This is a genomic window from Sphingopyxis sp. MC1 (genome assembly GCF_000371385.1).
Classification (GTDB): Bacteria; Pseudomonadota; Alphaproteobacteria; order Sphingomonadales; family Sphingomonadaceae; genus Sphingopyxis; species Sphingopyxis terrae.
In genome coordinates this window covers 208204-234081 of sequence record NZ_AOUN01000009.1, presented here as the reverse complement: position 1 = coordinate 234081, position 25878 = coordinate 208204, and the positions used below count along the sequence as shown (strand labels likewise).

23 protein-coding genes and 1 pseudogene are annotated in these 25878 nt (G+C 64.8%); 8 read left to right on the top strand and 16 right to left on the bottom strand.

Features of this window, described 5'->3' with window-relative positions; translation table 11 throughout:
* Positions 1–20 precede the first annotated feature (20 nt).
* The 8 genes from EBMC1_RS13570 to EBMC1_RS13540 form a co-directional block, all read right to left on the bottom strand.
* Positions 21–746 carry a SufD family Fe-S cluster assembly protein gene (locus tag EBMC1_RS13570; RefSeq protein WP_003047926.1) on the bottom strand — a complete coding sequence of 242 codons (726 nt, stop codon included), beginning with the start codon at positions 744–746 and terminating at the stop codon, positions 21–23.
* On the bottom strand, positions 743–1057 hold the full coding sequence (locus EBMC1_RS13565) for a hypothetical protein (RefSeq protein WP_003047923.1): 315 nt from the start codon (positions 1055–1057) through the stop codon (positions 743–745). The genes EBMC1_RS13570 and EBMC1_RS13565 overlap by 4 nt, the downstream gene beginning before the upstream one ends.
* Positions 1054–1797 carry a Fe-S cluster assembly ATPase SufC gene (sufC, locus tag EBMC1_RS13560; RefSeq protein ID WP_003047920.1) on the bottom strand — a complete coding sequence of 248 codons (744 nt, stop codon included), beginning with the start codon at positions 1795–1797 and terminating at the stop codon, positions 1054–1056. Before sufC ends, EBMC1_RS13565 begins: the two co-directional genes overlap by 4 nt.
* Entirely contained in the window at positions 1797–2177 is a 381-nt protein-coding gene (locus tag EBMC1_RS18485; RefSeq protein ID WP_156001261.1) for a hypothetical protein, read from the bottom strand. Before EBMC1_RS18485 ends, sufC begins: the two co-directional genes overlap by 1 nt.
* Positions 2174–3652 carry a Fe-S cluster assembly protein SufB gene (gene sufB / locus EBMC1_RS13555; protein ID WP_003047913.1) on the bottom strand — a complete coding sequence of 493 codons (1479 nt, stop codon included), beginning with the start codon at positions 3650–3652 and terminating at the stop codon, positions 2174–2176. The genes EBMC1_RS18485 and sufB overlap by 4 nt, the downstream gene beginning before the upstream one ends.
* Before the next feature lies 1 nt (position 3653).
* Complete coding sequence (locus tag EBMC1_RS13550; protein ID WP_003047910.1) at positions 3654–4160, bottom strand: SUF system Fe-S cluster assembly regulator; 507 nt, start codon at positions 4158–4160, stop codon at positions 3654–3656.
* Positions 4161–4610: 450 nt separating this feature from the next.
* Complete coding sequence (locus EBMC1_RS13545) at positions 4611–5468, bottom strand: helix-turn-helix domain-containing protein (protein WP_003047907.1); 858 nt, start codon at positions 5466–5468, stop codon at positions 4611–4613.
* 130 nt (positions 5469–5598) lie between these two features.
* Positions 5599–7416 (bottom strand): DUF885 domain-containing protein, encoded by a 1818-nt coding sequence (locus EBMC1_RS13540; protein WP_003047905.1) that lies wholly within the window; start codon positions 7414–7416, stop codon positions 5599–5601.
* 121 nt (positions 7417–7537) lie between these two features.
* Between EBMC1_RS13540 and EBMC1_RS13535 the strand changes: the two genes are divergently transcribed.
* The 4 genes and pseudogenes from EBMC1_RS13535 to EBMC1_RS18865 all read left to right on the top strand — a co-directional run.
* A complete protein-coding gene (locus EBMC1_RS13535; protein ID WP_003047902.1) occupies positions 7538–8608 on the top strand; it encodes a quinone-dependent dihydroorotate dehydrogenase in 1071 nt (356 codons plus the stop codon).
* A gap of 83 nt (positions 8609–8691) precedes the next feature.
* Positions 8692–10383 (top strand): gamma-glutamyltransferase, encoded by a 1692-nt coding sequence (ggt, locus tag EBMC1_RS13530; RefSeq protein WP_003047899.1) that lies wholly within the window; start codon positions 8692–8694, stop codon positions 10381–10383.
* Positions 10384–10562: 179 nt separating this feature from the next.
* A complete protein-coding gene (locus EBMC1_RS13525; RefSeq protein ID WP_003047896.1) occupies positions 10563–12392 on the top strand; it encodes an AMP-dependent synthetase/ligase in 1830 nt (609 codons plus the stop codon).
* Positions 12393–12494: 102 nt separating this feature from the next.
* A pseudogene (locus EBMC1_RS18865) lies at positions 12495–12756 on the top strand (IS5/IS1182 family transposase); the annotation flags it as partial.
* Positions 12757–12793: 37 nt separating this feature from the next.
* Here the strand turns inward: EBMC1_RS18865 and EBMC1_RS13515 are convergent.
* The 6 genes from EBMC1_RS13515 to EBMC1_RS13490 form a co-directional block, all read right to left on the bottom strand.
* The gene (locus EBMC1_RS13515; protein WP_003047890.1) at positions 12794–13594 is read right to left on the bottom strand and encodes an acyl-CoA thioesterase; all 801 of its coding nucleotides are present in this window, start codon (positions 13592–13594) and stop codon (positions 12794–12796) included.
* Between the two features lie 8 nt (positions 13595–13602).
* Entirely contained in the window at positions 13603–14775 is a 1173-nt protein-coding gene (locus tag EBMC1_RS13510; RefSeq protein WP_003047886.1) for a saccharopine dehydrogenase family protein, read from the bottom strand.
* Between the two features lie 106 nt (positions 14776–14881).
* Positions 14882–15724 carry a 16S rRNA (adenine(1518)-N(6)/adenine(1519)-N(6))-dimethyltransferase RsmA gene (gene rsmA, locus EBMC1_RS13505; protein WP_003047883.1) on the bottom strand — a complete coding sequence of 281 codons (843 nt, stop codon included), beginning with the start codon at positions 15722–15724 and terminating at the stop codon, positions 14882–14884.
* Positions 15721–16740, bottom strand: a complete 1020-nt coding sequence (pdxA, locus tag EBMC1_RS13500; protein ID WP_081611205.1) for a 4-hydroxythreonine-4-phosphate dehydrogenase PdxA — start codon at positions 16738–16740, stop codon at positions 15721–15723. The genes rsmA and pdxA overlap by 4 nt, the downstream gene beginning before the upstream one ends.
* Positions 16740–18080, bottom strand: a complete 1341-nt coding sequence (locus tag EBMC1_RS13495) for a peptidylprolyl isomerase (RefSeq protein ID WP_003047877.1) — start codon at positions 18078–18080, stop codon at positions 16740–16742. The genes pdxA and EBMC1_RS13495 overlap by 1 nt, the downstream gene beginning before the upstream one ends.
* 128 nt (positions 18081–18208) lie before the next feature.
* Positions 18209–20524: an LPS-assembly protein LptD gene (locus EBMC1_RS13490; RefSeq protein WP_040590306.1), complete on the bottom strand. Its 2316-nt coding sequence runs from the start codon at positions 20522–20524 to the stop codon at positions 18209–18211.
* A gap of 132 nt (positions 20525–20656) precedes the next feature.
* Between EBMC1_RS13490 and EBMC1_RS13485 the strand changes: the two genes are divergently transcribed.
* The 4 genes from EBMC1_RS13485 (at position 20657) to ndk (ending at position 23747) form a co-directional block, all read left to right on the top strand.
* Entirely contained in the window at positions 20657–22102 is a 1446-nt protein-coding gene (locus EBMC1_RS13485) for a leucyl aminopeptidase (protein WP_003047871.1), read from the top strand.
* Positions 22103–22117: 15 nt separating this feature from the next.
* Positions 22118–22567 (top strand): DNA polymerase III subunit chi, encoded by a 450-nt coding sequence (locus EBMC1_RS13480; RefSeq protein WP_003047869.1) that lies wholly within the window; start codon positions 22118–22120, stop codon positions 22565–22567.
* 118 nt (positions 22568–22685) lie between these two features.
* Positions 22686–23222, top strand: a complete 537-nt coding sequence (locus tag EBMC1_RS13475; RefSeq protein WP_003047866.1) for a hypothetical protein — start codon at positions 22686–22688, stop codon at positions 23220–23222.
* A 102-nt stretch (positions 23223–23324) separates the two neighbouring features.
* Positions 23325–23747 (top strand): nucleoside-diphosphate kinase, encoded by a 423-nt coding sequence (gene ndk, locus EBMC1_RS13470; protein WP_003047863.1) that lies wholly within the window; start codon positions 23325–23327, stop codon positions 23745–23747.
* 53 nt (positions 23748–23800) lie between these two features.
* Here ndk and EBMC1_RS13465 read toward each other — a convergent pair whose 3' ends face one another.
* Entirely contained in the window at positions 23801–24229 is a 429-nt protein-coding gene (locus tag EBMC1_RS13465) for a phage tail protein (protein WP_003047861.1), read from the bottom strand.
* A gap of 102 nt (positions 24230–24331) precedes the next feature.
* Complete coding sequence (gene cls, locus EBMC1_RS13460) at positions 24332–25777, bottom strand: cardiolipin synthase (protein WP_003047857.1); 1446 nt, start codon at positions 25775–25777, stop codon at positions 24332–24334.
* Positions 25778–25878 lie beyond the last annotated feature (101 nt).

Genomic DNA, 25878 nt, shown 5'->3' with positions numbered 1-25878 from the left:
GAACGGGGAAGGGAGGTTGGTCACACCAATTCCCCCAGCTTCGCGAGCGCGAGCGCCTGCAACTGTTCCTCATCTTCGGCGCCATCGAACACGCCGGCAACGAACGCTTGCAGCATCAGCTTCTTCGCCTCCGCGGGCGGGAGGCCGCGCGACTGGAGATAATAGAGGCTCATGGCGTCGAGCTCGCCGATCGCACAGCCATGCGCACACTTCACATCGTCGGCGAAGATTTCGAGTTCGGGCTTGGCGTTGGCGGTCGCGCTGCGGTCGAGCAGCATCGCCTTCACATCCTGTTCGCTGTCGGTCTGCTGCGCGTCACGCGCGACCGCAACTTTGCCGAGATAGGTGCCGGTCGCGGTGCCGCCGAGGACCGAGCGCACCATCTGCCGCGACGTCGCACCGGGCTCGGCATGGGTGACGGTGGTGACGATCTCGAGCGTCTGTGCGCCGCCACCGATCTGCGCCGCGCCGAGTGTGAAGTCTGCGCCTTCGTGGAGCGTCACGGCGAGTTCGATGCGGCCATATGCACCGCCGATGTTGAGGACGTGCAGCGACGCAGTCGCGCCCTTGCCCAGCACCAGCTCGATCTGGTGGATATCGCCCGCGTCCTGCACGATTGCGCGCTTGAAGTCACCGCCCGCGGGCACGACGATATTTTCGGGCGCGGGCAGCGGCCAAGCTGCTGCGACCGCGTCGATGTCGCTATAGCGCCACGCTTCGTCGCGGCGATTAGGGAGAGCGGTCATGGCCTGCGCTCCGCCCATTCGCGGCGGAAGTTCGCGAGCAACGTCGATTTTCGCTTGTCGATGCAGGCCTTCACTTCAGCCTGATTCGATGCGCCTTTCTTCGCGCAGGTCGCGCTTGTCTTGCAGAGCTGCGCGTCGAGACGCGCATTGCCGCTGCTTTCGCTGAGGTCGCAATGATAGCGCCCCTTGGCATCACGGCCGACATGGACCGCGATGCCGCTCAGCTTCTGTGCGATCACGACGATTTCCTCGTCGGTCGGCACCGGCTCGGGCGCTTGCGTAATCGTCAGAAGGGCGAAAGCGAGGATCACGCCGCGATCTCCGCATAGCCTTCGCGTTCGAGCTCAAGCGCCAGCTCGGGCCCGCCCGATTTGACGATTCGGCCGCCCGCGAGGACGTGGACGAAATCGGGCCGCACATAGTCGAGCAGGCGCTGATAATGGGTGATCAGCAGCACCGCCTTGTCGGGGCGCCGCATGATCGCGTTGATCCCGTCGCCGACGATGCGCAGCGCGTCGATGTCCAGGCCCGAGTCCGTCTCGTCGAGGATCGCGAGCTTGGGGTCGAGGATGCCCATCTGCACCATCTCGTTGCGCTTCTTCTCGCCGCCCGAAAAGCCGACGTTCACCGGGCGCTTGAGCATGTCCATGTCGAGCTTCAAGAGCCCCGCCTTTTCGCGCGCCAATTTCAGGAAGTCGCCGCCCGACAGCGGTTCCTGCCCACGCGCCTTGCGTTGGGCGTTGAGGCTCTCGCGGAGGAACTGGACGTTCGATACGCCGGGGATTTCGACCGGATACTGGAAACCGAGGAACAGGCCGGCGGCGGCGCGCTCGTGCGGGTCCATGTCGAGGAGGTCGGCCCCGTCGAAGGTGGCCGAACCGTCGGTGACCTCGTAGCCGGGGCGCCCGCCGAGCACGTAGGAGAGCGTCGACTTGCCCGCGCCATTGGGGCCCATGATCGCATGGATCTCGCCCGCATTGATGGTGAGCGATAGGCCCTTCAGGATCGGCTTGTCGGCGACGGTGGCGTGGAGGTTTTCAATTTTTAGCATTATCGGTCTTTTCGTGTCCAAGTTTCCGGCCAATAGTCGAAGTGGCCCAAGTGCTGGGTCGTGCGTTCGACGGGATGGCATTTGACGATCGCGAACTGCGGCGGATCAGGAAATCCCGGCCAGAAATGTTCGCCGATTAAAAAAATGTGTCCGCCGGATTGAGCGGCATAGTCCGGTTCGCCTTTGACACCTTCCAAAGGCAGCCCGCTCTTCGAAGGATGGAGCCAGTTGATCCGCTCACCCGCGAGGTCGAGAAATTCTTGAGCTGTGGCGAGATCCTGCTCATCCCACTCAGACCAATCCGAAGAGCCTTCGGGGCCGTAGTGTTCAGTTGGCTGCCAGTTGAAGGGGCGTGTGTATTCGAAAAGAGCTTGTGTCACCCCACGCTCCCCTCAAGGCTGATCCCCAGCAACTTCTGCGCCTCGACCGCGAACTCCATCGGCAGCTGCTGCAGAACTTCCTTGGCAAAGCCGTTGACGATCAGCGCCACCGCTTCTTCCTGCCCCAGTCCGCGCTGCATCGCGTAGAACAGCTGGTCGTCGCTGATCTTGCTCGTCGTCGCTTCATGCTCGACCGTCGCGGTGGGATTGCGGACTTCGATATACGGCACCGTGTGCGCCCCGCTGAGGCTTCCCAAAAGCAGGCTGTCGCACTGGGTGAAGTTCCGCACCCCCTCGGCATTGGGCGCGACGCGCACAATCCCGCGATAGGTGTTGTTCGACTTGCCCGCGCTGATCCCCTTGCTGACGATCGTCGAGCGCGTGCGCTTGCCATTGTGGATCATCTTGGTGCCGGTGTCGGCCTGCTGGTAATTGTTGGTGACCGCGACCGAATAGAATTCGCCGACGCTGTCGTCGCCGTTGAGCACGCAGCTCGGATATTTCCACGTGATCGCCGAGCCGGTTTCGACCTGCGTCCACGACACCTTGCTGCGCTTGCCCTGGCACAGCGCGCGCTTGGTCACGAAATTATAGATGCCGCCGAGGCCCTCGGCATTGCCGGGGTACCAGTTCTGCACCGTCGAATATTTGATCTCGGCATCGTCGAGCGCGACCAGTTCGACCACCGCAGCGTGGAGCTGGTTCTCGTCGCGCATCGGCGCGGTGCAGCCTTCGAGATAGGAGACGTACGCGCCCTTGTCGGCGACGATCAGGGTGCGTTCGAACTGCCCTGTATTCTCGGCATTGATGCGGAAATAGGTGCTGAGCTCCATCGGGCAGCGCACGCCCTCGGGAACGTAAACGAACGTCCCGTCCGAGAAGACCGCGCAGTTCAATGTCGCGAAATAATTGTCGTGCATCGGCACGACCTTGCCGAGCCACTTCTTCACCAGCTCGGGATATTCGCGGATCGCTTCGGAGATGGAGAGGAAGATCACGCCAGCGCGCTTCAATTCCTCGCGGAAGGTCGTCGCGACGCTGACGCTGTCGAACACCGCGTCGACCGCGACCTTGCGCGCGCCCTCTACCCCTGCGAGCACCTTCTGCTCCTCGATCGGGATGCCGAGCTTTTCATAGACTTCGAGGATTTCGGGATCGACCTCGTCGAGACTGCTGAGCTTCGGCTTCGCCTTGGGCGCCGCATAATAGTACGCATCTTGGTAGTCGATCGGCGGCACGTTGAGCTTCGCCCAGTCGGGGGTTTCCATCGTCTGCCAATGACGAAACGCCTTGAGCCGCCAGTCGAGCATCCATTCGGGCTCGTTCTTCTTCGCCGAAATGAAGCGGACCGTATCCTCGGTCAGCCCCTTCGGCGCGAAGTCGGTCTCGATGGCGGAAGACCAGCCATGCTCATAGTCGGCAACGCGCAGCGCGGCGTCGCGGGCGGCCTGATCCTTGATTTTTACTTCATCCATTTCAAAAACCCGTTTGTGCTGAGCTTGTCGAAGCACTGATCTTTTCTGTGCTGCTGCGAAGAGGGAAAGACGGCCCTTCGACAAGCTCAGGGCGAACGGTTTTGGCAAGTCCGCTCAGGCTCGCCAGGCTGATGTCCGCCAGCGCGCCGCGCACGGCGCTGTTGACGACGCCCCAGTGCGGTTTGACGCGGCAATTGCCTTCGAGCGCGCAATCGTGCCGGCCATCCTCGACGCAGGTGGTGAGGGCGATCGGACCTTCGACGGCTTCGATGATGTCGGCGATGCTGATCGCCGCCGCGGGACGGGCAAGGCGCACCCCGCCGCCGGTGCCGCGCGTCGACACCAGCAGGCCGGCGCGGGCGAGGCCGCTCACCAGCTTTTGTGCGGTCGGTCCGGGAATCCCTGTCTGCTCGGCGAGCATCGCCGCGTGCAGTGGCACCGACCCGCACTGGCGCGCGGCGGCGCTCATCAGCACGACGGCATAATCGGCAAGGTTGGACAGGCGCATGGCTCTTTCCGGCGGAATTGCGAACGATTCTTAATTGGAGTAATTTGTTCCAATTAGATAGTCGCTGAGCGCCCTAGGCGCAAGGTCGCGGGCCGGCAATAAAAAAAGGCACCCATCCAGCCGGAGCCGAATGAGTGCCGAGATGAAGGTCTCAGTCCTCGTCAAAGGAAGAGCTCTTCTGGGTCGCGGATTCCGGATAGGTCGCGGGCCCGATTCGCGATTGTATCAAAACGCCAAATCGTCGCTCGGCGCCGAAAAAGACCGTCCCGTCGTGGGGCAGGGCGAATGGATCAGCAAGCCCGGGGCCACTTGCCCACCATCGTCATCCCGGACTTGATCCGGGATCCATTATCCCGGCGCTGCGTGAATGGATCCCGGATCAAGTCCGGGATGACGAGATCTGGAAAAAGCGGGCGAGCCTCCGCAACACTCCGCCCGCTTCTTCCTGCCTCAGGTTTCGGAAACGATCGGGCTGACCTTGCCCGCAAGCTGTTTGCGGCCCTTCGTCGTCGCCTCGGTATAAAGCGTCGGCTTGCCGAGCTGTCCCGGGGTTGCCCCGGCGAAGCGCTTGATCTCGCGGATAAGGTGCGACTGGTCGTAAAAGGCGTCGCCAAGCTGCGCCTGGTCGAGTGTCTCGCCGCGCGCCAGTGCCGCCGCGGCGCGCACGGCGCGATATTTGCGCGCCAGCATGCGCGGCGACAGGCCGTAATAATGTTTGGTCATCCGCTCGACCGAGCGGATCGACATGCCGGTCGCTTCGACCAAGTCATGCACCTGCGGCGACGCCGATCGCGTCAGCCATTCATCGACGGTGCGGATAAACCACATCGCGGGCGCCTCGGTCTGTTTCAGCACCGCGCGGACGAAATTATTACCGATAATCAGCCGCTCTTCGTCGTTCGCGGCGCCCAGTATCGCGTCGGCAACTTCGTTGATCCAGTCGCCGAACAGGTCGGCGGCGTCGATCGCGCGGTCGGTCAGCTTTTCGCCATGGCTGCCCATCAGCGCGGCCCAGCCGGCGGGCAGCATGCCGAAGCCGAAGATGCGCGTCGGGCGGTTGCTGATCGCGCGGACGCGCCCGCTCGTCGGTCCGACGATATTGGCGCGCCGTACCGTGCTGCTGTGCCCGTCCGAAAAGACATATTCGCCGTCGGCGACGGTGATGAAGCGAAACTGCGGGCGGTCGGCGCGCTCATATTCGTCGAAGCGCGGCATGTTGATGCGCGCACAGTAAAAGCTCGACACCATGTCCGCCAGATCGGGATCGGGCGGAAAATAGTGCAGCTCGAACGGCTGCTCGCCGCTCATCTGCCCGGATGAGGCTGACGTATCCGACATGACGAGACCGACCCTTCGGTGGCTTTGTTGCCGCCTGTTGCTTCCCCGCCATAATTTCAGAACGCCCGGCTGCGTCAAGGCGCAATTTTGATTCGCACTATCAACGGCTGGCGGCGATCCAGGCATCGACGCGGCGTTCGAGGATGTCGAGCGGCACCGGCCCCGATTTGAGCACCACGTCATGAAAGTCGCGATAGTCGAAACGGTCGCCCAGCGCCGCCTGCGCGCGCGTCCTCAGTTCCATGATCTTGAGCTTGCCGATCAGATAGGCGGTCGCTTGTCCCGGATAGACGATATAACGCTCGATCGCCTTTTCGATGTCGCCGTCGGGGTTGGGCGTATTGTCCTTGAGATACTGGATCGCCTGCTCGCGGCTCCAGCGCTTGTCGTGAATGCCGGTGTCGACGACGAGGCGGCACGCGCGCCACAATTCCATGCCGAGGCGCCCGAAATCGCTGTAGGGATCGGCATAGGCGCCCATGTCCTTCGCCAGTTCCTCCGAATAGAGGCCCCAGCCTTCGGTATAGGCGGTGAAGCCGCCGAAACGGCGGAAGGGCGGCAGGCCGGTCAGTTCAGTCTGCACCGCGCGCTGCAGGTGGTGTCCCGGAATACCCTCATGATAGGCGAGCGCTTCAAGCTCGGTCTTCGACATGTCGCGCAGGTCATAGAGGTTCACATAATAGGTGCCGGGCCGCGATCCGTCGGGCGAGGGCGACTGGTAAAAGGCCTTGCCCGCCGACTTTTCGCGGAAGGCTTCGACCGCTTTTACCTGCAGGTGCGCCTTGGGCAGCGTATGGAAGAAGGCGGGCAGCCGCGCCTCCATCGCCTTCACCTTGGCATCGACATCGGCCAGATAATCCTCGCGGGTCGTATAATAATATTGCGGGCTGGTGCGCAGATGCTCGAAAAACTCGCGCAACGTCCCTTTGAAGCCCACCTGCGCCATGATCTTCTTCATCTCGCCGTGGATACGCGCGACTTCGGAGAGGCCGAGCGCGTGGATCTGCGCCGCGCTCATGTCGGTGGTCGTATAATTGGCGAGCAGCGCGGCATAATAGGCTTTGCCGTCGGGCAGGCGCCAGATGCCGTCCTGCGTCGGCGCGACCGCCTGCTGGCGCTTCATTTCGGCGAGCAGCCGACCATAGGCGGGGCCGGCGCTTTCCGCCCATGCGGCCTTTGCCGCATCGGTCAGTCGTGTCTTTTCGCCGGCGTCGATGTCGAGCTTGCCGACCTTCGCGCCGATATCCTCGATCACCGCATTGTCCGGCTTCATCAGATTTTCGATGTCGCTGATGACATAGGCATAGACCCACTTCGGCGGCTGGACGCCCCTTTTGGCGCGCCGCGCCGATTCGGCCGACAGCGCGTCGAGCACCGGACCCATGCCGCGGATGCGCTCCACATAGGCTTCGGCTTCGGCAACATTGGCGACGCGGTGGATGTTGATCAGAAAGGCGGGCATCTGGCTCTGCGCGCCGTTCATCTGGTCGAAGATATATTCATCGTCGCGGAACGGGAACAGCCGCTCGGCGCGCGCCGCCTGCGCGTTGAACAGTTCGAAGGACAGCGCCTCCTCCGGCGACAGTTTCGCAGGGTCGAAGCTCGCGCGCATCGCGGCGGCGGTCGCCTGTTGCAGCGTGTGGCTGGCCACCTCGGCATCGTCGCTCGGGTCGTTCCACTTGCCGTAATCGGCGTCGCGGATGCCGCGATAGGCCTTGCCTTGCGGGCTCAGCGACAGTTGCGCCTCGTCATAATTGTCGAAGAATTGCGCGAGGTCGGCGCCGGCCGGTGCGCTCGCCGCGGGCGATTGCGGTGCGGTCGCCACGGTCGCCGGCGTGCATCCCGCTGTTGCCAGCAGCACAAGCGCGGTGGACAGGATCGCGGTGGACGGGCGGGCGGCGAAACGGCGATGCGACACAAATGTCTCCCTCTGTTGGCCGGCTGACTGCGGGTCCGGCAAGGCCCCTCATTTTGCAACGATTTCCGGCTGGTCGGCAGGGGGCTTGCCATAGCCGCCGCCCCGGCGCAATGGCGGGGGCATGTCGCTTTTTGCCTCCGCCGCCGATGCCGCCTACGGCCTTGTCCGCCCCGTCGTTCACGCGACCGATGGCGAGGCGGCGCATAATCTGACGCTCGCCGCGTTGCAGCCCTTGCCGCGCGCGCGCCGCGCGCTGACCAGCCCCGTGCTGGCGACCGAACTGGCAGGGCTGCACTTCCCAAATCCGGTGGGCCTCGCCCCCGGCTTCGACAAGGATGCGCGCGTGGCGCATGCGATGCCCCATTTCGGTTTCGGCTTTGTCGAGGTCGGGACGCTCACCCCCTTGCCGCAGGACGGCAATCCGCGCCCGCGGCTGTTCCGGCTGGTCGAGGACCGCGCGGTGGTCAACCGCATGGGCTTCAACAACGGTGGGCAGGCAAAGGCGGCCGACCGCATCGCCTGCCTGCGCCGCCACGGCCTGCCGGTGCCGCTCGGCATCAATATCGGCGCGAACAAGGACAGCGCCGACCGGATCGCCGACTATGCGAAAGGCACGGCGGCCATGGCGCCGCTCGCCGACTATCTGACCGTCAATATTTCTTCGCCCAACACGCCGGGCCTGCGTGCCTTGCAGGATCGCGGCGCACTCGAGGCGCTGCTCGACGGCGTCGCCGCGGCGCAGCCCGCGGGTGCGGCCAAGCCCGTCTTCCTGAAGGTCGCGCCCGATCTCGAACCCGCCGACATCGACGACATCGTCGCGGTGGCGATCGACAAGCGCCTCGCCGCGGTCATCGTGTCGAACACCACGATCACGCGCCCGCCGCTCGCCTCGCGCCACGCGGGCGAAGCGGGGGGGCTATCGGGCGCGCCGCTTCACGATCTTGCGCTGCAGCGCCTGCGCGACTTTCGCCGGGCAAGCGGCGGAACAGTGCCGCTGATCGGCGTCGGCGGTATCGCCAATGCCGATCAGGCCTGGGCGCGCATCCGCGCGGGCGCCAGCCTGATCCAGATCTATTCGGCGATGGTGTTCGAAGGGCCGGGGCTGGCCGCACGCATCGCGCACGGCCTCGAAGATCGCGCCGCGCGCGACGGCTTTGCGCGGGTGTGCGACGCGGTGGGCGCCGACGCCTGACGTGCTCGCGCCGACGGGCGAGGGGAGACGGGCGGGGGGAACAGGGCTTGCACTCGACAGACCCCCGCGCCAATGTCGCGCCCATGCTTAAACGACTCTTTGCTGTTTTCAGCCTCTTCGTCCTTGCCGTCCCGTCGCTTGCCGCGGCGCAGGGCGTCACCTCGTCGGCCGACCCGCGCGCGACCGAGGCGGGGCGAGAGATTTTGCATCAGGGCGGATCGGCGGCCGACGCCGCGATCGCGATGGTTGCGGTGCTGACGCTCGTCGAACCGCAATCGAGCGGCATCGGTGGCGGCGGCTTCATGGTCTACCACAACGCCAAGGACGACAGCATCTCGACCATCGACGGCCGCGAAAAGGCTCCGGCGGCGGCGAAGGGCGACCGCTTCCTCGGCCCAGACGGCAAGCCGCGCGGGTTCATGGACGTCGTGCCGGGCGGCCTGTCGGTCGGCGTTCCGGGCAATGTCCGCCTGATGGAAATGGCGCACAAGAAATGGGGCAAGCTCGAATGGAAGGCGCTGTTCCAGCCCGCGATCAAACTGGCCGAGGACGGATATAAGGTCACGCCCGCGCTCTATACCTGGCTCGAGCAATTCCAGCCGGTGTGGAAGGATTTCCCGGCCGCCCGCGCCATCTATTATGTCGACGGCAAACCCGCGCCCGTCGGCACCGTGATCCGCAACCCCGCCTATGCCGCCATCCTGCGCGACATTGCAGCGCGCGGCCCCGAAGCCTTTTATGCGGGCGCCAATGCCAAGGCGATCAGCGACGCGGTGGCCAAGGCGCCGCGCAATCAGGCACAGCTCACGCTCAAGGATCTCGCCGCCTATCAGGCGAAGGAGCGCCCGGCGGTCTGCACCACCTATCGCATCTACAAGCTGTGCGGCATGGGGCCGCCCTCGTCGGGCGCGACGACCGTCTTCGGCATCCTCGGCATGCTCGAGGGCTATGACATGAAGGCGATGGGCAAGGATAATCCGATGAGCTGGCACCTGCTGGCCGAAGCGATGCAACTCGCCTATGCCGACCGCGCGGCCTATCTCGGCGACGCCGATTTCGTCGATGTGCCGGTGAAGGGCCTGCTCGACAAAGGCTATCTGGCCGAACGCCGTCAGCTCATCTCGCCCTATGGCGCTGCGGGTCATTATGAACCCGGCACGCCGCCGGGCGCGAAGCCGCGCGCTGCCGCGCCGCCGATTCCCGAACATGGCACGACGCATTTCGTCGTCGCCGACAAGGACGGCAATGTCGTCTCGATGACCTCGACCGTCGAAAGCATCTTCGGCAGCCAGCTCATCGCCAACGGCTATTTCCTCAACAACGAGCTCACCGATTTCGACTTCGTGCCGGTCAAGGACGGGCAGCCGACCGCCAACCGCGTCGAAGCGGGCAAGCGACCGCTCTCCTCCATGTCGCCGACGATCGTCTATGGGCCCGACGGCAAGGTGATCCTCGCGGTCGGCTCGGCGGGCGGCAAGCGCATCATCATGCATGTCACGAAGACGCTGATCGGCGTCCTCGACTGGGGGCTCAGCGCGCAGGACGCAATGGAACTGCCCAATATCTTCTTCGGTCAGCAGGGCGTGCTGATCGAGAATGACGATCTCGGCAAGGCGATTGCGGCGAAGATGAAGCCCTTCGGCTACAGCTTCACGCCGACCGATCTAGGCTCGAAGCTCAACGCGATCGAACGCGTCGGCGATGGCTGGCGTGGCGCTGCCGACCCGCGCGGGCCCGGCACCTCGTCGGTCGATGGCGCCCCGGCGCAGAACTGATTATTACGGCCTTTTTCATCGTCATCCCGGCGAAGGCCGGGATCTCGCCGCTGCGCTGTGACGCGAGCATGAGATCCCGGCCTTCGCCGGGATGACGGAGGGGTTATGGGCTTCTATCGTGCGGCGATTGACCCTAAGAACGACCCAACGACAATAACCTCCCGAGGAGAGCGAGAGGCATGAAGCTGGAAAACCCGCATCTCGACCATTTTCCCAGTCTGGTCGCGATGTTCTTCGACCGCGCCGAAAGGGGCGGCGAAAGCCCCTTTCTCTGGCACAAGGCCGATCGCGCATGGCAACCGCTGAGCTGGCGGCAGGTTGCGAACCAGGTCGCCGCGCTCGCGCATAATCTGCGCGCGCTGGGGCTGAAGGAGGGCGACCGCGTCGTCCTCGTCAGCGAAAACCGGCCCGAATTCTGCATCGCCGATCTCGCCATCATGGCGGCGGGGTGCATCACCGTGCCGACCTACACCACGAACACCGAACGCGATCACCAGCATATCCTCGACAACAGCGGCGCGCGCGCCGTCATCGTCTCGACCGCAAAGCTCGCGCGTACCCTGATGCCCGCGGTGATGCGGTCCGACGCGCATATCGTCATCAGCATGGAAAGCCTGCGCGTCGGCCAGCAGGGCGAGGTGGCGGTCCACGACTGGGCGCCGCTGGTCGAAGGCGGCGAGGCCCATCTGGCGGACGCGAAGGCGCGCGGTCTGGCGATGACGCGCGATGATACCGCCTGCCTTATCTACACCAGCGGCACCGGCGGCGCGCCGCGCGGGGTGATGCAGCATCATGGCGCGATCCTGCACAATGCGGCGGGCGCGGCCGAGGTGCTGGTCAATGATTTCGGCATCGGCGACGAAGAGGTATTCCTCTCCTTCCTGCCCCTGAGCCACGCCTATGAACATTCGGGCGGACAGTTTCTGCCGATCATGGTCGGCGCGCAAATCTATTACAGCGAGGGTCTCGAAAAGCTCGTCTCGAACATCGAGGAAACGAAGCCGACGATCATGGTCGTCGTCCCGCGGCTGTTCGAAGTGATCCGCGCCCGGATGATCAAATCGGTCGAAAAGCAGGGCAAGCTCGCAAACTGGATGCTCAGCCAGGCGCTGCGTGTCGGCGAAAAGGATTATGAGCGCCGCCTGGGCGTGCTCGACCGCCCGGTCGACCTCATCCTCAACAAGCTGTTCCGCCCCAAGATCCAGCAGCGCTTCGGCGGCCGGATGAAGGCGCTCGTTTCGGGCGGGGCGCCGCTCAATCCCGAAATCGGCGTCTTCTTCCACTCGATCGGCCTGACGCTGCTTCAGGGTTATGGACAGACCGAGGCGGGGCCGGTGATCAGCTGCAACCGCCCCTCGGTCGGCCTCAAGATGGATACGGTCGGCCCGCCGCTGATGAACACCGAAGTGCGGATCGCCGACGACGGCGAAATCTGCGTCCGCGGCGAGCTCGTCATGAAGGGCTATTGGCGCAACAAGGAGGAAACGGCGCGGGTCCTCGTTCCCGATCCGGCCGAACCCGACAAGGGGCCGTGGCTTCATACCGGCGACATCGGCCATATCGACGACCAGGGCCGCATCGTCATCACCGACCGCAAAAAGGATCTGATCGTCAACGACAAGGGCGACAATGTCTCGCCGCAGCGCGTCGAAGGGATGCTGACGCTCCAGCCCGAAATCCTGCAGGCGATGGTCTATGGCGACAAGCGCCCGCACCTTGTCGGCATATTGGTGCCCGATCCCGAATGGATGGCCGAATGGGCCGAGGTCGAAGGACTGCCCAAGGATTTGAAACTGCTGCGCGAGCATGAAAAATTCCGCACCGCGATCCGCGAGGCGGTCGACCGGGTCAACGGCCAACTTTCGGTGATCGAAAAGGTGCGCAAGTTCGACTTTGCCGACGAACCCTTCACGATCGAGAATGAACAGATGACCCCGTCGATGAAGATCCGCCGCCATATCCTGCGCAAGGTCTATGAGGACAAGATCGCGGCGCTCTACAAGGGGTAGGGGCGGAGCGTCGGAGGCGGGAATTGACCGATGCTGTTGAAAAGCTCTTGCAGTGTTGGCAAATCCTGATCCAGAATCTCCAGGACCGGAGATTTTTTGCAGATGCTGGGTGAACGGACCGTAATGCAGGAGGCGCTGTTTTACAGCTTCGGCCTTGAGGGACATGTGTCGACAGATCACCTGCTCCGGTTGATTGACCGGTTCGTGGACCCGGGTGATCTGCGCAAGCATCTTCACCCTGTCACAGCGAGATGGGTCGGCCATTGATCGATCCGGAGCTGATGGTCCGGATGCTTATCATCAGCTATCTCAAGGGATGCGTTGGCAGCGTCGGCGGGGCGACGAGGTACATGCGAACCTTGCTCGCCAAAGAAGGATCGAACGACCGCTTCCGGTCGTTATCAGGCGTAAATTGCGATCGCCTGGCTGCCGTGCAGCACCGGTTCGCCGGCGCGGTTCCACAGCATCATGTCCTGCACCGACAGCCCGTTGCGGGCAAAGCCGGTCTTGGCCGAGAGCAGCCACCAGCCGTCCTCGGTCTCGGGCTTTGCGGTGAGCATGTTGACCGTCCAGTTCATCGAGCTGATCGGGCCGAATTCGGTGAACAGCGCCATCGCCGCGGGCGGCAGCGCATCGCCCATCGCGAGCAGCGCGACCGCCGGATGACAGGCGGGTTCTTCGACGAAGCGCACCCAGGTCAGATATTCGCCGACATCGCTTTTCCAGTTGAAGCGCGGGCCGGTCGTCGGGCGCATATCGAAATGGCGGGTGAAGCTGGGCCGCGCCTTATGCTCGGGCACCGGCTGAAGCGTTTCGGGGGCGGGCGCGTCGGGTATGGCGAGCCGGTTGTGATCGAGATGGCTTTGCCGGTCGGGCGAGAAGGCGAAGACCGCGGCGGTGCCGAAGCCCGCATCGCTGGTGACGCCCGCGTCGATGAACAGGCTCGATTTCGATTGGCGCAGCACGCGCGTCTGCACGGTGCAATCGCCGCTGACCGGTCCGACGAAGCTGATCTGTGCATAACGCAGCGGCGCCTCGGTCGGGTGGAGCGCCATTGTCCCGGCGAGCGCGACCGCCGAGCTGATCCCGCCATAGGCGGTGCGACCCTGCATCCAGCCGTCGTCGATATGTGCCGTCGCGACATCGCGGTCGACGCGCAGGGTGGAGAGCAGCGCGTCGAGCGCGCTGGGGGAGCTTGTCATCGGAAAACTCAATCCTCGATCTGGAAGGTCAGTCCGGCGTGGGCGGTCAGCCGGTCGATCAGCGCCTGGCCGAGCAGCGCGCCGGGGGTCCATACGCCGCCCGCGCCATCGGTTTCGAGCAGCGTCATGCCGGTTTCGGCAAGCATCTTCGACGTCGATCCATAGCCGGGGTCGCGGTCGCCCTGGACGCTGGCGCGGATCGTGGTGCCGTCGGGATATTCGCCAACGAAGAGGATGTCGTAGAAGCCGTTTTCGCGTTCTTCCTTGCTCGGCCCCTCGCCGGGTTGAAGCTTGGATTCGCCGAAGGGGTTCGCCTTTGCCATCGCTTCGGCCATCGCCTTTCCGGCCTCGCCGATCGTCGTCATCACCATCTCGTCATAGACAAGGTCGGATCCCCATGCGTGGCCGAGCAGGAAATTGGTGCGGTGGACATTTTTGGTGTTGATCGGCGCCATCACGAAGGGCGCGGTCCAGGTGCCGGTCGCATGATCATATTCGGGGATCAGACCCGACGGCTGGTGCGGACCTTCGAACCCCGGGGTCAGCGCGAAGGAGGATTTGAGCAACAGCGCGAGCGACGGCTTTTTGGCGACGGCCTTCAGCGTTTCGGTCAGGCTGGCGATGGTGCCGCCCGACGCGCCGCCCTGCATCTTGCGCACGCGGCCCTTCACCCGCGGTGCGGGCTTGCCGTGGCGTTTCACCGCTTCGGCCTGGAGAAACAGCACGCCGAGATCGAAGGGGATCGAATCGAAGCCGCACGAAAAGGTGATGCGCGCGCCCGATGCCTGCGCCTGATCCTGATGCGCGTCGATCATCTCGCGCATCCAGCCGGGCTCGCCGCACAGATCGGCATAGGCGGTTCCGGCCTTGGCGCAGGCATTGACGAGGTCGCTGCCATAAAGCTGATAGGGGCCGACGGTGGTCAGCACGACGCGCGTGCGATGCGCCATCATGTCGAGGCTGGCGGGCTCGCTGGCGTCGGCAACGACGAGCGGCGTGTCGGCTGGGGCGCCGATCAGGTCGCGCACCTCGGCAAGCTTGTCGAGACTGCGTCCCGCCATCGCCCATTTCGGCGCGTCCTTGCGGCCGCCATAATGCTGTACGAAATATTCGGCGACGAGGCGGCCGGTAAAGCCGGTCGCGCCATAGACGATGATGTCGAATTCGCGGGCCTCTGCCACGGCACCCTCCCATTTACGTAAACGTCAACTAGAGGCTAGCGCAGATGTTCGGCGGTGCCAAGGGGCGTCGCATCGCGCCCGGTCCGCGGAGCTCAATCCGCCAACGTCAGGCGGCGGGCGTCAGCGACCGCGCTAGTGCCACCCATTCGGCGACGCTGACTGTCTCGGCGCGGCGGGTCGGATCGATCCCGAGCGCATCCAGCGCGTCGATTGCGCCGGGGACGCCCTTGAGGCTCTGGCGCAGCATCTTGCGGCGCTGTCCGAACCCCTTTTCGGTGAGCTTCGACAGTATCGCAGGCGAGACGCCGGGCGGTTCGTCTCCCGGGGTGACATGGACGATCGCCGACATCACTTTGGGCGGCGGGGTGAAGGCCGAGCGGTGGACCTTCATCGCGAGCTTCGCCTGCGCCCGCCACTGCGCCAGCACCGCGAGCCGCCCATAGGCCGAGCTGCCGACAGGAGCGACGATGCGTTCGGCGACCTCGAGCTGGAACATCAGCGTCAGCGACAGCCATTGCGGCGGCCAGGCAGCGGGTTCGAGCCAGCGTGTGAACAGTGCGGTGCCGACATTGTAGGGAAGGTTGGCGACGATATGATAGGGGCCGCCCGCCAGTGCGTTCGCATCGACCGCCATCGCGTCGTCCGCAACAACGGTCAGCCGGCCGTCGAAGGCATCCGCAAGATCGGCGAGCAACGGCAGACAGCGTTCGTCGCGTTCGACCGCGATCACCCGCGCGTCGGCGCGCAGCAGCGCGCGCGTCAGCCCGCCCGGTCCGGGACCGACCTCGAACACCGTCGCGCCGTCGAGATTGCCGGGGATCGCCGCGACGCGATCGAGCAATTGTTCGTCGAAAAGGAAATTCTGCCCAAGCGCCTTGCTGGCCGAGAGGCCGTGCGCGCGCACGACATCGCGCAGCGGCGGCAGCGGACGATTGGGCTGCGTCGTCACGCGGCGGCGGCGCAGCCGCGCGCCCGCGCCCCAGCCATCCGCGCGGCCATCGCGATCGCGGCGATCGTCGGTCCGGGATCGGCGGTTCCCGAACCTGCGATGTTGAAGGCGGTGCCATGATCGGGCGAGGTACGGATGATCGGCAGCCCAAGCGTCAGGTTCACACCGTCGTGGAAATGCAGCGCCTTGAACGGCGCCAGCGCCTGATCGTGATAGCCGCAGAGCAGCGCGTCATAGCGGTCGCGGATGCCGGGCGCGAACAGCGCATCGGCGGCGAGCGGGCCATCGACGACGATCCCCTCGGCGGCAAGCTGCTCGATCGCGGGGGCGATGATGCGGATTTCCTCGTCGCCGAGTCGGCCGCTTTCGCCGGCATGCGGGTTGAGCCCGGCCATCGCGAGGCGCGGCTGGGCGATACCGAAGTCGCGGATCAGGCCGCGCACGACGATGCGCGCCTTGGCAACGATAAGCTCGGCGGTCAGGCGTTCGGGCACCTCGGCGAGCGGGATATGGACGGTCAGCGGTACGACCCGCAGGCCGGGGCCGGCGAGCATCATCACCGCATTGGTCGCCGTAACGCCGCAGCGTTCGGCGATGAATTCGGTCTGCCCCGGATGAGTATAGCCGATGCTTTGCAGCGCATGTTTCGACACCGGACCCGTCACCAGCGCCGCGGCGGCGCCGTTGCGGGTGAGGCCGATGCCGGTTTCCAGAGCATGCAGGGCGCAAGTCGCGCCCGCCGCAGTCGGTTCGCCGGGGGTGAGGGGGCCGCTGTCCTCGAGATGCCAGACGGGCAGCGCCGTGTCGAACAGCCGTCCGGCCTCGTCCATGTCGTTGACGCGAACGATCGGGCCGTCCCAGACGGCTTCGACCACCGCAGCGTCGCCGACCGTTACGAAGGGAGGCAGGTCGTGCTTGTGGCGTTCGGCCCAGGCGCGGGCCGCTACCTCGGGACCGACGCCCGCCGGGTCGCCCATGGTGACCGCGATCGGGCGTCGTCTAATCATAGCCGTCATCAATTATATTCGATCACCGCATCCCGGCGCAGGTCGCGCAGATAGCGTTGCGCGCGCTTGTTGACCTTGTCCTCGAGCAGCTTCTGCTCGATCGCCTGAACGTCGGGAGCGGTTGCCGATTCAGGCAGGTCGCGGCCGCAAAGAACCAGGACGCTGACCCCTTCATTGGCGGCGCCGAACGGTTGAGTGACTTGCCCGATCTGCATGTTGATCAGCGTGTTCTGCAGCTGCGGCGGCAGTGCGCGCATCGAGATATTGTCGCGCGACACGACATTCGCGCCGAGCTTGGCGGCGATATCGTCGGCCGCGCCGCAACCGGCGATGCTGCGCGTCGCGTCGGCGAACTGGCTGGCGAGCTCGCTCGCCTTTGCTTCGGTCGTGCCGGGGGCGAAATCGAGTGACACCTGCTTGAGACTGAGCACCGCGTCGCGCGGGTCGGCCGTCAGAACCTGGCGCCGGTCGATCATCAGCAGGATCGATATCCCGCCCGGGACTTCGACCGGGCCGACGAGCTGGCCGGGCTGCATGTTGAGCGCCGCCTGCGCCATCGACGGCGGGAGGGTCGCGGGGCGGACCCAGCCGAGATCGCCGCCAACGACCGCGGTCGAGGCTTCGGAGAATTGGCGTGCATAGGCAGCGAAGCTGCCGCCGGCCTGAAGCGCCTGAATGATTTTTTGCGCATTCGCCATCACGGCGGCGGCATTTTCGGGCGTCGTCGCGAGATAGATTTCGCCGAGGTGCAGTTCGTCCTGACCCTTGGCCTCCTGCAGCCGCTTGACCACCGCTTCCACCTCGTCGGTCGACACATTGGTCGTCGATTGGATATTGCGTGACAGCAGGCGGTCCCAAGCGAATTCGCCGCGGATTTGCTGCTTTACCGCGGCGGCCGAAGACCCCTTGGACGCGAGATATTTGCTGAATTCGTCGGGCGTCTGCTTGAAACGCGCCGCCAGCCGGGCAAATTGTTCATTGATGACATTTTCGTCGATGTCGATCTTTGCCGCGCGGGCTTCCTGAATCTGGAGCTTTTCGTCGATCAGGTTGCTGAACACCTGCTGGCGCAGCCGCTGAATTTCCTCGGCGGGCAGTTCCATATTGTTGTTCGCAATGCGGATCAGCGCCATGCGCTGTTCGATGTCGGTCGCGGTGATGACTTCGCCGTTGACGATCGCCGAGGGGCGATAGACGTTGGGCTTGCCGTCGCCGTAAAGCTGGACATTGCCGGGAATGGCGAGGTTGGTCGCAGGGGTTTCGCTGTCGGCTACGGTCTGGGCCGACACCGGGACGGACCCCACGGCCGCAGCGGCAATCAGTCCGAACATGGTCGAAATTTTGGTCATTGCCATCCTATTCGAGTAAGAATGCGACGCTCCGTATCAGCCGAAGCGCCCGATGGTCCAGCGCAATCCGCCATCCGGACCTTTGAAGCCGGGAGATAGCGGGAAAACGCTGAACGCAGGCTGAGCGATCAGAAACCGAGGTTGCGGAACGCGACGCGGAACGAGAAGCTGTTGCCGCGCCGCGCGTCGCCGGTGTCGACATAGTCGCGCCGCCAGGTGAAGGCGATCGACAGGCAGTCGTCGTCATAGGCGACGCCGAGCCGGTGGCGAATCGGGTCGAAGCCGTCCGATGTGCTGAGCGGATCGTCGGCCTTGCTGGTCAGATCGACGATCGCCGAGCCGAAGATCGACCAGTTTTTCGCGACCGCCACACGGCCGCCGACGCGCGCTTCTTCGCGATCCTGCAGATCTTCGCCGAGCAGGGTGATGTCGCGGTTGAGGCGCGAATAGCCGAGCACGGCATAGGTCGAGCGGCTGCCGATTGTCGCATCGAATTCGTTGCGGCGGATCGCCAGATTATCCTTGTCGAGCCGGAAGCGGTGGGTAAGGCGCAGGAAATCCTTGTAGGCGACGGTCGTCCGCCCGACGATGTCGGAGAGCCGGTCGGTGAGCCCGGTCCCGTCGGGGAACAGCGTCGGCTTGTCCGACAGGCGATAGCTTTGACCGATGACGCTGCTGATGTTGAAGCCGGGGCGGCTGAAATTCCATTCAACGCCATAGGTGATGCGCGCGCCGTCCTCGAACCGGTCGTAGCCGTTGAAGCGATTGATCGCGAAGAGATTGCCGTCCTCAAGATCGAAGGCGCGCGAATCCTCGTTCGGTATATCGACATTCTTGAGCGGCGGCGTCGCGACGATCTGCACCCGCGGGGTCAGCGTTTGGGTGCCGCCGAGGAATTCGCCGATGAAGGGCCAGCGCATGTCGGCGGCGATGGCGGCGATGCCGCGGGCCTGCCAACCCGACTTGCCGCGATAGTCGGCGATCGGCGTCAGCAGATTTTCGTCGCTGTGATAGACATCGCCGCGCACCAGCGCGGTCAGCGTGACTTCCTGGCCGAGCCCGGTCAGCCCGCGCAGATCCCAGCGGGCGCCGGCGAAGGCGCGCTGCGTATCCTGTCCCGCGGTGCGGGCGATCGACAGCGTGTTAAGCTGAAGCTCGAACTGACCGCCCAGCCACGGATCGGGCAGGCGTTGGCGATAGTCGATGATCGGAAGCGCGATCGGTTGCTGCCCCTGGCTGTCGCCCGCGCGCAGCGTCTGCGTCGCCCAGCCGGCGATCGACAAATAGCTCTGCCCGCCGATCCGCTCGAGCTCGAACATCGATCGCAGTCGGTCGTCGCGGCTGATATCGTAGCGGCGCATGAAGGTGCGGTCGGTGGTGATCCGGCCCGAATAGGTCAGGCTCCACTTGGGATCGAACTGGAACTTGCCTGCGCTTTCCAGATAGCCGCGAAAATCGTTGCGCTGATCGGCGGCGGTGCCGGTTCCGGTCAGCGGCACCACCGAGCTGTAGGTCGCGTAGCCATTGATGCGGAAAGCGCCGATATCGGTGAGCGCGCGGAACTCGCCTTCGATCATCGGCGCCGTATTGGTGTAGACGTGCGGTGTGATCGTCAGGTCGCGGTCGGGAGCGAGCCGCAGATAATAGGGTAGGGCAATTTCGAACCCGTTGGTGCGGCCGAGGCGGACGTCGGGGACAAGGATACCGCTGCCCGCATCATTGTTGGCGGGGTGGCTGAGCCCCGGGAGCGGGATGAGCGGCAGGCCGAAGACTTCGACGCGCGCGCCCTTGTAGCGGATCTTGTTCTTCGCCTGGTCGTAAACGACGCGGACGGCGCGGATCTGCCAACTGGGGTTCTTGGGGCAGCCCGCGTCATCCTCGACCGGGCAGGGCGTGTAGGCGGCGTTTTCCAGCTCGATATTGCCGTTGTCGAAGCGCCTACCCTTCACCGCCGCGAGCCGCGCGCCATTATCGAACACGACGAGCATATTTTGGACGATGCCGTCGCGCAGCGTGTCGGTCAGCACGATGCGGTCGCCATAGGCGGTGTCGCCTTCGGGATTCTTGATCGCGACATCGCCCTCGGCGACCACTTCGCCGGTCTTGCGGTTCCACGTCACCTTGTCGGCGCGCATCGAGATGGTGTCGCGGTTCATTTCGACATTGCCGTCGGCAACCACGATGTCGGCATCGCTGTCGTAATTCAGATTGTCGGCGGCAAAGCCGATCTGTTCTTCGTCACCGGGCTTCGGTGCATCGACCGTGACGGCCGAGACGTCACGATTCTGGAGGTCGGGCTGCGCAGCCGGAGTAGCAGGCTCGGCGGCGGGCGCGGGCATGCCGGTCTGCGCCGCGGCGGGCACGGCGACAAGGAGCATGCCGCTCGCGGTGGCGACCCAAAGGGGCCGCGCGCGCGCCGCGTGGGGGAACAAAGTCCGACTCATTTAATTTCTTTGTCCCACACCTTATCTTGCGTCCACCCTTTGCGGGCTGGTTGCTTTAGTTTTGCAACTCGCGAGCGAAACCCCTATCGGTCCGGCACGTTCCAATCAATCATCGCATAAGAGAGTTAAAAGATGGACATTCAGTTTGTCGCGCAAATCGATGCGTCTGCCGACGTTGTCGCTTTTCCGGTCCGCAAGGGCGAGGCCGGCGCGCTCGGTGCGCTGCTCGGCGCGCTGGCGAAGCAGGCGCGGTTCGATGGCGCCGCGGGTTCGGTGGCCGAAACCGCCGCCTTCGACGGCGACCGGGCCACGCGGCTGCTGCTGGTGGGCATCGGCGAGGGGACGGTCCATGATCTCGAGCGCGCTGGCGGCGCGCTGACCGCGCGGCTGCAGACGAGCGGCGTTGCGGTGCTGCACGTCGATTTCGCCAGCGCGGGCCAGATCGACGAGGATGACGTGCTCGCCTTCGCGATGGGTGCGAAGCTGCGCGATTGGCGTATCGACACCTATCGCACTCGCCTTTCCGACACCGCCAAGCCCAGCCTGAAAACCATCGTGATCGCGTCGCCCGCGGGCGATATTTCGGCGCGCTGGGGCAGCTATTCTGCGGTGGCCGACGGCGTGGCGCTGACCCAGACGCTGGTCGCCGAGCCGCCAAACATCCTCTATCCCGAAAGCTTCGTCGAGCGCTGCCAGCATCTGGCCGACCTTGGCGTCGAGATCGAGGTGCTCGACGAACGGCAGATGAAGGCGCTCGGCATGGGCGCGCTGCTTGGCGTCGCGCAAGGGTCGGTGCGGCCGCCGCGGCTGCTCGCGATGCGCTGGAACGGCGGCAATGCTGACGACAAGCCGGTCGTGTTCATCGGCAAGGGCGTGACCTTCGACACCGGCGGGATCAGCCTGAAGCCCGGCCCGGGCATGGACATGATGAAGTGGGACATGGGCGGAGCGGGCGCTGTCGCGGGCGCGATGAAGGCGATCGCGGGCCGCAAGGCCAAGGCGAACGTCGTCGGCATCGTCGGCCTTGTCGAAAATATGCCGGACGGTAATGCGCAGCGCCCCGGCGACATCGTCACCACCATGTCGGGACAGACGGTCGAGGTGCTCAATACCGACGCCGAAGGCCGGCTGGTGCTGTGCGACGCGATCACCTGGGCGCAGAAGGTCTATGAGCCCAAGGTCATCGTCGATCTGGCGACGCTGACCGGCGCAATGGTGATCTCGCTCGGCCACGAATATGCGGGCATTTTCGCCAATGACGACGGGCTTTCCGAAAAGTTGATCGCTGCGGGTGAGGCGACGAACAACAAGCTGTGGCGTTTTCCGCTGTCGTCGGCCTATGACAAGCTGATCGACAGCCCCATCGCCGACATGAAGAATATCGGTCCGCGCGAAGGCGGGTCGATCACCGCGGCGCAGTTCCTCAAGCGGTTCGTCGAGGACGGAGTCGCCTGGGCGCACCTCGACATCGCCGGCACGGCATGGAGCGACAAGGACGGCCCGGTGTGGGCGAAGGGCGCGACGGGTTATGGCGTCCGCCTGCTCGACCGCTATATCGCCGACAATCACGAAGGCTGATCCGGTTCGGGGAGCATGGCGCGCGTCGACTTCTATCGGCTGACCCGCGACCCGGTCGAACGGGTGCTCCCCGCGATCGCCACGCGCATATTGGATGGCGGCAACCGGCTGCTCGTCGTCGCTGCCGCTGCGATGCAGCGGCAGGCGATCGACGAGGCGCTGTGGACGCTGCAACCCGCGAGTTTCCTGCCGCACGGCGCGGCAGGATCGCCCGACGAGGCGATCGAGCCGATCCTGCTCAGCGGCACGCTGGGCACCCCGGCGATCAACGGCGCCACCCATGTCGCGCTTGCCGATGGCGAATGGCGCGAAGAGGCGCTGGCGTTCGAGCGCGCATTCCTGTTGTTCGACAACAGCCGCATCGACGATGCGCGCGCGACCTGGCGCGCGCTGACCAAGGCCGAGGGCGTGGAAATCCACTTCTGGAAACAGGATGAGCGCGGACGCTGGTCCGAAGGGCCGTGACGCGATAGGCTGGCCGGGCCGGGGAAAGAAGCGTCTTCTGTGAGGGCGATCACCGACGGCAATCGGGTCGCACCCTAGGGACAGCAGCCGAGAGATTCGGGGCAACAGGAGGTAGATTATGGCGACGCTCAGGACATTTACGCTTGGCACCGCAATCGCGCTGGCGATGACGCTTTCGGCGTGCGGATCGAAATCGGAAAAGGAAGTCGCGAGCGGCACTTACACCGACCCCGAAACCGGAAAGACCGCCGACTATAAGGTGACGTCCGACACCAGCGGCGAAAATGGCACGATCAGCATCAAGACCGAGGATGGCGAGATGCAGTTCGGCGGCGGCGCGGGCAATGCGAAATTCCCCGCGGGTTTCTCGCCCTATCCGGGTGCCAAGGTTACGGGCGGCTTCACCGCGACGAACAAGGATGGGGCCGGCGGCATGGCGAGCTTTGAGGTCAAGGGCCAAGCGGCCGACGTGATCGCGCATTTCCGCAAACAGGCCGAAGCGGCGGGCATGAAGATCACGACCGAGGTCAAGGCCGGCGAAACCGCGATGTTCGGCGCCGAACGGCCGGGTGACAGCAAGTCGGGTGTGCAGGTTACGGCGACGCAGGCGGGCGACATGGTCAACGGGTCGATCACCTACGGCCACGGCGGCTGACGCCGCGCCGGGAAAGCCCCCCGCGCTCTTTGCTTGCGGAGCGGCGAAAGCGCGGCTAGAGGCGCGCCCATTCCGACAAGATATAAAGCAGGAGCTTTCCCAATGGCGGTCACCCGCACCTTTTCGATCATCAAGCCCGACGCGACCCGCCGCAACATCACGGGCGCCGTCACCAAGATGCTGGAAGACGCCGGCCTGCGCGTCGTCGCGTCGAAGCGCATCCACATGACCAAGGAACAGGCCGAGGGCTTTTACGCGGTCCACAAGGAACGCCCCTTCTTCGGCGAACTCGTCGAATTCATGACCTCGGGCCCGGTCGTCGTCCAGGTTCTGGAAGGCGAGAATGCGATGCAGCGCAACCGCGACGTGATGGGCGCGACCAACCCCAAGGACGCGGCCCCTGGCACGATCCGCAAGGAACTGGCCGAAAGCATCGAAGCGAACACGGTGCACGGCAGCGACAGCGATGAAAATGCGGCGATCGAAATCGCCTATTTCTTCAAGCCCGAAGAAATCGTCGGCTGAACCAGCCGAGCCGCAAGGCCAAAGAGGCCGCCGGAGCGATCCGGCGGCCTTTTTCAGTTGCGCGACGGGTAGATGCCTTGGATCGCGACGCAGTAGCGAATGGCTAGTGTCGGCTGCGTTTTGACTGTGCCCGATGCCGCGGGGTCGCGGGCGACGCTGGTGTTGCCGCCCTTTTGGCCGAGCACCAGCGGCGGTACATCACGGCCGTTACCGACATGGACCGGCGCGCGTCCCCGCAGATCAGGGAGCGCAAAGGTCTTGCTCCCATCCCCGCCATAAGTCGTTCCCAGCAACGAAAAAAGCGCCATATTCTCGCTGATTGATACGAGTTGGCCATTGGCCTCGGTCCAACCGCGCGGACAGAAGGTCGCGGCTGTCATCATTACTTCGCCGATAAAAGGGTCGCTCGCTGCATGAGCTGGCACAGATGTGGCCAGCAGCGCCACGCCCACGATCGAAAATGCATTGAATTCCTTGCCCATCGTCAAATCCCCCAGATCTAGCAGTGCACTTCTCGGGAAGGGGCGGCGCGCTGTCAACATGCCCGCCATCAGGTGGAACGGGCGGTGGTGGAGCGGCTGGCGCTAGAGCAGCGGACTGACCGTCGCGACGAGGTTTTGCCATAGCCGCCGGACGATGCCGAAGGATACGACATCGGCGGCGCCGACGGGTATCGAATCGGCGCGGTAAACTTCCTGCCGCGTACGAAGTTCGGCAGCAAAAGCCTTGTCACGCAACAGGATATTATTCTCGAAATTGAGTTCGAAGCTGCGGCGATCGAGGTTGGCGGAGCCGATCAGTGCGACTTCGCCGTCGACCACCATCGTTTTGGCGTGGAGCAGGCCGGGACGATATTCGTAGAGCTTTACCCCCGCATCGACGAGGTCGGCATAATAGCTGCGGCTCGCGCCCGCGACGACGCGGCTATCGTTGCGGTGCGGCACGATCATCACCGTCGCGACGCCGCGCCGCGCGCAGTCGAGCAGCGCGAAGAGCAATTGTTCGTCGGGGACGAAATAGGGGGTGGTGACGACCAGCTCGCGCCGCGCCGAATGGATGAGCGCGGTGAAACAGGCGGTCATCGCGGCGTAGCGGACATTGGGGCCGGTCGCGATTACCTGCGCCGCGATGCCCGGATCGGCGGCGGCCGGAGGCTCGGCATCGTCCTGCAAAAGGTCGCCGATGTCGTCGCCGCGCTCGCTTTCCCAGTCGGCGGCAAAGACGAACTGGCAGTCTCGCACCACCGGGCCTTCCCAGCGCGTCATGATGTCGACCCACGGCGCATATTTCGACTTGATGCGAAATTCGGGGTCGGCGAGATTCTGACTGCCGCACCAGGCGATGCGATTGTCGATGATGAGTTGCTTGCGGTGATTGCGCAGGTCGAAGCGCCCGCGGATCAGCGTCCAGATCAGCCCGCCGATCGGCAGCGCGATGCGCGCATCGATCCCGGCATTTTCGAGTTCGATCCAATAGGCCGACCGGATGAAGCCGCGCGAGCCGAGCGCGTCGGCGAGGACGCGGACCTTGACGCCGCGCCGGGCCGCGCGGACCAGCGCGTCCTTGATCCTGAAGCCGTTATTGTCGGCGAGCCAGATATAGAAGCAGAGGTGGACGGTGGACTTCGCATGGTCGATATCCTCGACCATCTCGCGGATCGCGGCGTTGCTGTCGGCGGCGAGATGCGCGCGATTGCCCGCGGTGGGCGGTAGAGCGTTTACGGTCTCTGCGAGCGCGAAGGGGGCGGCCCAAGCGCTGCGCGCGAGCCTGCGGCGCACGTCGGCATTGTCGTGCGGATGCGGCAGATGCGCCTCGATCGCGGCATAGCGCGCGCGCCGCTTGGCGCTGATCCGCGCCTCCCCGAGCAACAGATAGGCAAGGATGCCGACCACGGGTACCGCGATCGTCGCGATCAACCACGCGAGCCGCGAGGCGGGCTCGCGCTGCGGCCGCAGGATGATCCGGCCCAGGATGACGATGAAGACCGCGACGTACGCGGCCCACAGGATCAGGGCGAAATCATACTCCATCGCCGCCAGTTCACCGTGCTTTGGCGCAAAAGGCCAGCGCGAATTTTGGACGGGGCAAGTATGGCGCCCTTGTTCGTCATTTGCGAGCGGCGACGCCGCGC